General features: G+C 71.6%; 5 protein-coding genes. All 5 read right to left on the bottom strand.

Features of this window, described 5'->3' with window-relative positions; all coding sequences use genetic code 11:
• A partial coding sequence (locus tag AC31A1_RS45495) for a trypsin-like peptidase domain-containing protein (RefSeq protein ID WP_489658944.1) occupies positions 1 to 643 on the bottom strand: 643 nt, incomplete at its 3' end.
• A gap of 347 nt (positions 644 to 990) precedes the next feature.
• Positions 991 to 1896, bottom strand: coding sequence for a tRNA pseudouridine(55) synthase TruB (truB, locus tag AC31A1_RS45490; protein WP_489658943.1), 906 nt, complete (start codon positions 1894 to 1896; stop codon positions 991 to 993).
• The gene (gene rbfA, locus AC31A1_RS45485; RefSeq protein WP_318019170.1) at positions 1893 to 2342 is read right to left on the bottom strand and encodes a 30S ribosome-binding factor RbfA; all 450 of its coding nucleotides are present in this window, start codon (positions 2340 to 2342) and stop codon (positions 1893 to 1895) included. Before rbfA ends, truB begins: the two co-directional genes overlap by 4 nt.
• Positions 2343 to 2430: 88 nt before the next feature.
• On the bottom strand, positions 2431 to 2724 hold the full coding sequence (locus AC31A1_RS45480; protein ID WP_019064765.1) for a DUF503 domain-containing protein: 294 nt from the start codon (positions 2722 to 2724) through the stop codon (positions 2431 to 2433).
• Between the two features lie 136 nt (positions 2725 to 2860).
• Positions 2861 to 5770 (bottom strand): translation initiation factor IF-2 (infB, locus tag AC31A1_RS45475; RefSeq protein ID WP_489658942.1); only part of this gene is annotated, 2910 nt, incomplete at its 5' end.

Raw genomic sequence — 5770 nt, 5'->3', positions numbered from 1 at the left:
CGGTCGCCGAATTCCGTGCGAGGAGGTCGCCCAACAGCCCCTCCCCACCCCCGACTTGTCGCAGCGGCACCGCGAACCCCGTGTCCCGTTGCCCGGACTGCAACGCCGTGCCGAGGACACCGATCACCGCGCCGGTCACCGCGTCGAGAACCGGTCCCCCGGCCGCTCCCCCGCCCAACCGCAGCGCGTCCCGCCCCGCCGTGCCGATCGCCAACTCCAGGGCGTCGTCGAGGAGATGGAAGCGGTCGGTGGCCGTGTAGGTCACGGAGGTCGCGCCCAGGAGGCGGGCCTCGCGCCAGCGGTCCGCGGCGACGCGTACGTAGGTGCCGGTCTCCACGCGGTCCCGGACGGTGACGGGGAGCGGGTCCACGCCGAGGCCCTCGGTGCGGACGAGGGCGAGATCGAGGGCGGGCAGGGGGGTCACCGCGTCGGCGGTCACGAGGCAGGTGCGGTCGCCGGCGGCGTGCAGGACCAGGCGAGGCAGTCCGTCGACCGCCTCGTGGCTGGTGATCACCGTGCCGTGGTGGTCGGCGACGAAGCCGGTTCCGCGCGGGCGCCCGGCGAGGTCGCGGATGCGTACCAAGGACTCATCACCGGCAGCGGGCGCGGCACCTGGCGCGTCATCAACATCAACAGCCGACATGGCAGCCCGCGTTGATCGCTCCGCCCGTACGTCTTCCCGCGTCCGTCGGCCGCCGCCCGTCCGCGGGCCACGTCCCGCCATGGTCGAACCTCCCCGCGTACCCATGCCCTGTGTTCGACGGTAGGCGTGGCGTGATCAGCGGGACAGATCGCGTGGTGAACGCGCCCCCTTCCGCTCCCTCGGTTCACTCCGAGCGCCTGCCCGGACGGGTGAATAGAAGCGGAGGGTTGGATACACCCTAGGGGTGGGGGAACCGAGGGGGGACCGTGGAGCGGCGGGAACGTAGACCCCGTGACCGCCGCTCCACGGGCGGGACTTGAGATCCCGCCCCGCCCGGGGAGCTTTCCTCAGGCGAAGACCGCGAGGCTCTTCGCCTTGCCCTTCTGTTCCTCCACGAGCGCCAGGAAGCGGCCCTCGGGATCGAAGACGCCGACCGCGCCGGCGCCCGTGTACTCCTCGGGGATGTCCAGGCGGACACCGTTGAGCAGCAGCTTCGCCCGCCTGCTGTCCACGGACCAGCGCGGGAACGCGGCCTCGGCGGCTTCGGCGATCGGCATCACGGTCAGCTCCTCCTGGAGCTGGTCCAGGGTCTTGGCCGTGTCCAGCTTGTACGGGCCGACGCGGGTGCGGCGCAGGGCGGTCAGATGGCCGCCCACGCCGAGGTCCTCGCCCAGGTCGCGGGCCAGGGCCCGGATGTAGGTGCCGGACGAGCAGACCACCGAGACCACCAGGTCCAGGACGGGGGTGCCGTCCTCGGCCACGGCGTCCCGGACGTCGTGGACCGCGAAGGAGGAGATGGTGACGGGACGGGCGGGGATCTCGAAGTCCTCGCCGTCGCGGGCCCGTTTGTACGAGCGCACGCCGTCGATCTTGATGGCGCTGACCTTGGACGGGACCTGCATGATCTCGCCGCTGAGCTTGGCGATCCCGGCGTCGACGGCGTCCCGGGTGACCTTCGAGGCGTCTGTCGACCCCGTGATCTCGCCCTCGGCGTCGTCGGTGAGGGTGCTCTGGCCCAGGCGGATCGTGCCCAGGTACTCCTTCTCCGTGAGGGCGAGATGGCCCAGGAGCTTTGTCGCCTTCTCGACACCGAGGACGAGCACGCCCGTGGCCATGGGGTCGAGGGTGCCTGCGTGCCCGACGCGGCGGGTGCGGGCGATGCCGCGCATCTTGGCGACCACGTCGTGCGAGGTGAAGCCCGACGGCTTGTCCACGATGACAAGGCCGTCGGGCGTCCGGGGTTTCTCGGTCATTCGGAGGCGTCGTCCTCGTCGTCCTCGCCGGGCTTCTTGTACGGGTCCGCGTCGCCCGCGTAGGCGGCGCCCGCCGAGACCTCGCGGACCTTCTCGTCGGACTGCCGTGCCTTGTCGAGGAGGTCCTCGATGGTCTTGGCGGTGTCCGGGAGGGCGTCCGCGACGAAGGTGAGGGTGGGCGTGAACTTCACGCCGGCCGCGGCGCCGACCGCGGAGCGCAGGACGCCCCGGGCGCTCTCCAGACCGGCTGCCGCCTCGGCTCGCGTCTCGTCGTCGCCGTAGACCGTGTAGAAGACGGTCGCCTCCCGGAGGTCACCCGTGACGCGGGTGTCCGTGATGGTGACGTGGGTGCCGAGCCGCGGGTCCTTGATGCCGCGCTGCAGCTTCTGGGCCACCACCTCTCGGATGAGGTCCGCCAGCCTCTTGGCACGCGCGTTGTCGGCCACTGGTCCGTCTCCTTAGTAACTACGTCGTGCTGCAACTACGTCTTGCCGCTTGCTTCAGTCTTCGTCTGGTTACGGTCTTCGTCCGGCTTCAGTCTTCGTCGCTGTGGAGTCTGCGTCGAACGGAGAGCAGTTCCACCTCGGGCCGCGCGGCGACGAGTCGCTCGCAGCGGTCCAGTACGTCGGTGAGGTGTCCCGTGTCCCCGGAGACCACCGCGAGCCCGATCTCGGCCCTGCGATGGAGGTCCTGACTGCCCGTCTCGGCCGCGCTCACCGCGTACTTGCGCTGGAGTTCGGCCACGATCGGACGGACGAGAGACCGTTTCTCCTTCAGCGAGTGGACGTCGCCGAGGAGCAGGTCGAAGGACAGAGTCCCCACATACATGTGTGTCCGGATGTCCCGCCGGTTCGGGGTATGGGCGCCGGTCTTGGACGCCGATACTGGAACCGTACACGCAACGGCCGGGGCCGATCGACGGAAATTCTCTCCGCCGACCGGCCCCGATCGCGTGCTGTGTCGATCAGCCGCGAGGCTTCTCACGCATCTCGTACGTCGCGATGACGTCGTCGACCTTGATGTCGTTGAAGTTGCCGAGGTTGATACCGCCCTCGAACCCTTCGCGGATCTCGGTGACGTCGTCCTTGAAGCGACGCAGACCGGAGATGGTGAGGCTCTCCGCGATGACCTTGCCGTCGCGGACGAGGCGCGCCTTGGTGTTGCGCTTGACCTCTCCGGAGCGGACCAGGACACCGGCGATGTTGCCCAGCTTGGACGACTTGAAGACCTCGCGGATCTCCGCCGTGCCGAGCTCGACCTCCTCGTACTCCGGCTTGAGCATGCCCTTGAGGGCCGCCTCGATCTCCTCGATGGCCTGGTAGATCACCGAGTAGTACCGGACGTCGACGCCCTCGCGCTCCGCCATCTGCGCCGCGCGGCCCGCAGCGCGGACGTTGAAGCCGATGACGATCGCGTCGGAGCCGGTCGCCAGGTCGATGTCCGACTCGGTGACCGCACCCACACCGCGGTGCAGGACGCGGATGTCGACCTCGTCGCCGACGTCGAGCTGGAGCAGCGAGGACTCAAGAGCCTCCACCGAACCGGACGCGTCGCCCTTGATGATGAGGTTGAGTTCCTGCACCAGACCGGCCTTGAGGGCCTCGTCCAGGTTCTCCAGGGAGAACCGGACTCCACGCCGGGCGAAGTTGGCGTTGCGCTCGCGCGCCGCGCGCTTCTCGGCGATCTGACGTGCCGTGCGGTCCTCGTCGACGACGAGGAAGTTGTCGCCGGCGCCCGGGACGTTGGTGAGTCCGAGGACGAGGACCGGGGTCGAGGGACCCGCCTCTTCCACGTTGTCGCCCTTGTCGTCGAGCATCGCGCGGACACGGCCGTACGCGTCGCCGACCACCATGGTGTCGCCGACCCGCAGGGTGCCTCGCTGGACCAGGACGGTCGCGACGGCGCCGCGGCCGCGGTCGAGGTGGGACTCGATCGCGATGCCCTGCGCGTCCTGCTCCGGGTTGGCCCGCAGGTCGAGCGAGGCGTCCGCGGTCAGGACCACGGCCTCCAGCAGGCTCTCGATGTTGAGGCCCTGCTTGGCGGAGATGTCGACGAACATCGTGTCGCCGCCGTACTCCTCGGCCACCAGACCGAACTCGGTGAGCTGACCGCGCACCTTGGTCGGGTCGGCACCCTCGACGTCGATCTTGTTGACCGCGACCACGATCGGCACGTCGGCCGCCTTGGCGTGGTTCAACGCCTCGATCGTCTGGGGCATCACACCGTCGTTGGCCGCCACCACGAGGATCGCGATGTCGGTCGACTTGGCACCGCGGGCACGCATGGCGGTGAACGCCTCGTGACCCGGGGTGTCGATGAAGGTGATGCGACGCTCTTCGCCGTTGACCTCGGTCGCGACCTGGTACGCACCGATGTGCTGCGTGATACCGCCGGCCTCGCCCGCGACGACGTTCGTCTTGCGGATGGTGTCCAGCAGTCGGGTCTTACCGTGGTCGACGTGACCCATGACGGTCACGACCGGCGGACGCGCGACGAGGAACTCCTCGCCACCCTCGTCCTCGCCGAACTCGATGTCGAAGGACTCCAGGAGCTCGCGGTCCTCCTCCTCCGGGCTGACGATCTCCAGGACGAAGTTCATCTCGTCCGCGAGGAGCTTCAGCGTCTCGTCGGAGACGGACTGCGTGGCAGTGACCATCTCGCCGAGGTTCATCATCACGCCGACGAGCGACGCCGGGTTGGCGTTGATCTTCTCGGCGAAGTCGGTGAGGGACGCACCGCGCGACAGACGGACGGACTGTCCGTTGCCACGAGGCAGCATCACACCGCCGACCGACGGGGCCTGCATGGCCTCGTACTCCTGGCGCCTCTGCCGCTTCGACTTGCGACCACGACGTGCGGGACCACCGGGACGACCGAAGGCGCCCTGTGTGCCACCGCGGCCACCCGGACCACCGGGACGGCCACCGAAGCCGGGACGGCCACCGCCGCCACCGGCGGGAGCACCCGGACGGCCGGCGAAACCGCCGCCACCGCCACCGGGACCCGCGGGACGACCGGCGAAACCGCCACCGCCGCCACCCGGACGACCGGCGAAGCCGCCGCCGCCACCGGGACGACCGCCGCCACCGCCACCGGGACCACCGGGACGACCGCCGCCGGCACCCGGACCACGGCCACCGGGGCCGCCACCGGGACGGGGGCTGCCCGCAGCGGGACGCTGCGGCATCATGCCGGGGTTCGGACGGTTGCCACCGGGGCCGCCACCGGGACGCGGAGCGCCGCCCTGCGGGCGGGGCATGCCGCCCGGGCTCGGACGCGCGCCGCCGGGAGCACCCGGACGGGCACCGCCCGAAGCGCCCTGGGGACGGGGACCGCCCTGACCGGCACCCTGGGGACGCGGAGCGCCACCGGGGGCACCGCCCGGACGGTCCTGGCCGCCGGGACGCGGGGCCCCGGGACGGGGCGCGCCGGGGCGCGCCATGCCGGTGGAACCACCGGAGGTGAACGGGTTGTTGCCCGGACGGGGACCGGCCGGACGAGCACCGGGACGCGCGCCCTGGCCGGCCGGACGCGGAGCGCCGGGACGGTCGCCGCGGTCACCACGCTCGGGACGGTCGCCACGAGCCGGACCACCCTGGCCGGGACCGGCCGGACGGGCACCGCCCGGACGGGGAGCCTGGCTCGCCGGACGCGGGGCGCCCGGACGCGGGGCAGAACTGGAACCGCCGTTGGAGGCAGGCGCGGCCGGAGCCGCGGGAGCCGCCGGGGGGGCGGTGAACTCGGGCGTGGTCGGCGCCGGCGAGGCCGGAGCCGGACGCGGCGCGGGCCGCGGGCCCGGACGGGGACCACCGGCGGAGGCCGGTGCGGCGGGCGCGGCCGGGGCTGCGGGAGCCGCGGGGGCGCTCTCGGCGAC

The organism is Streptomyces sp. P5F9, assembly GCF_057961495.1.
The sequence above is the reverse complement of the archived record's forward strand: the minus strand, read 5'-3'. Positions and strand labels throughout refer to the sequence as shown.

What these genes read in the sequence shown, in the direction of transcription:
- truB (WP_489658943.1), bottom strand. Translation starts at nt 1,896, where the DNA reads ATGACCGAGAAACCCCGGACGCCCGACGGCCTTGTCATCGTGGACAAG.
- AC31A1_RS45480 (WP_019064765.1), bottom strand. Translation starts at nt 2,724, where the DNA reads ATGTATGTGGGGACTCTGTCCTTCGACCTGCTCCTCGGCGACGTCCAC.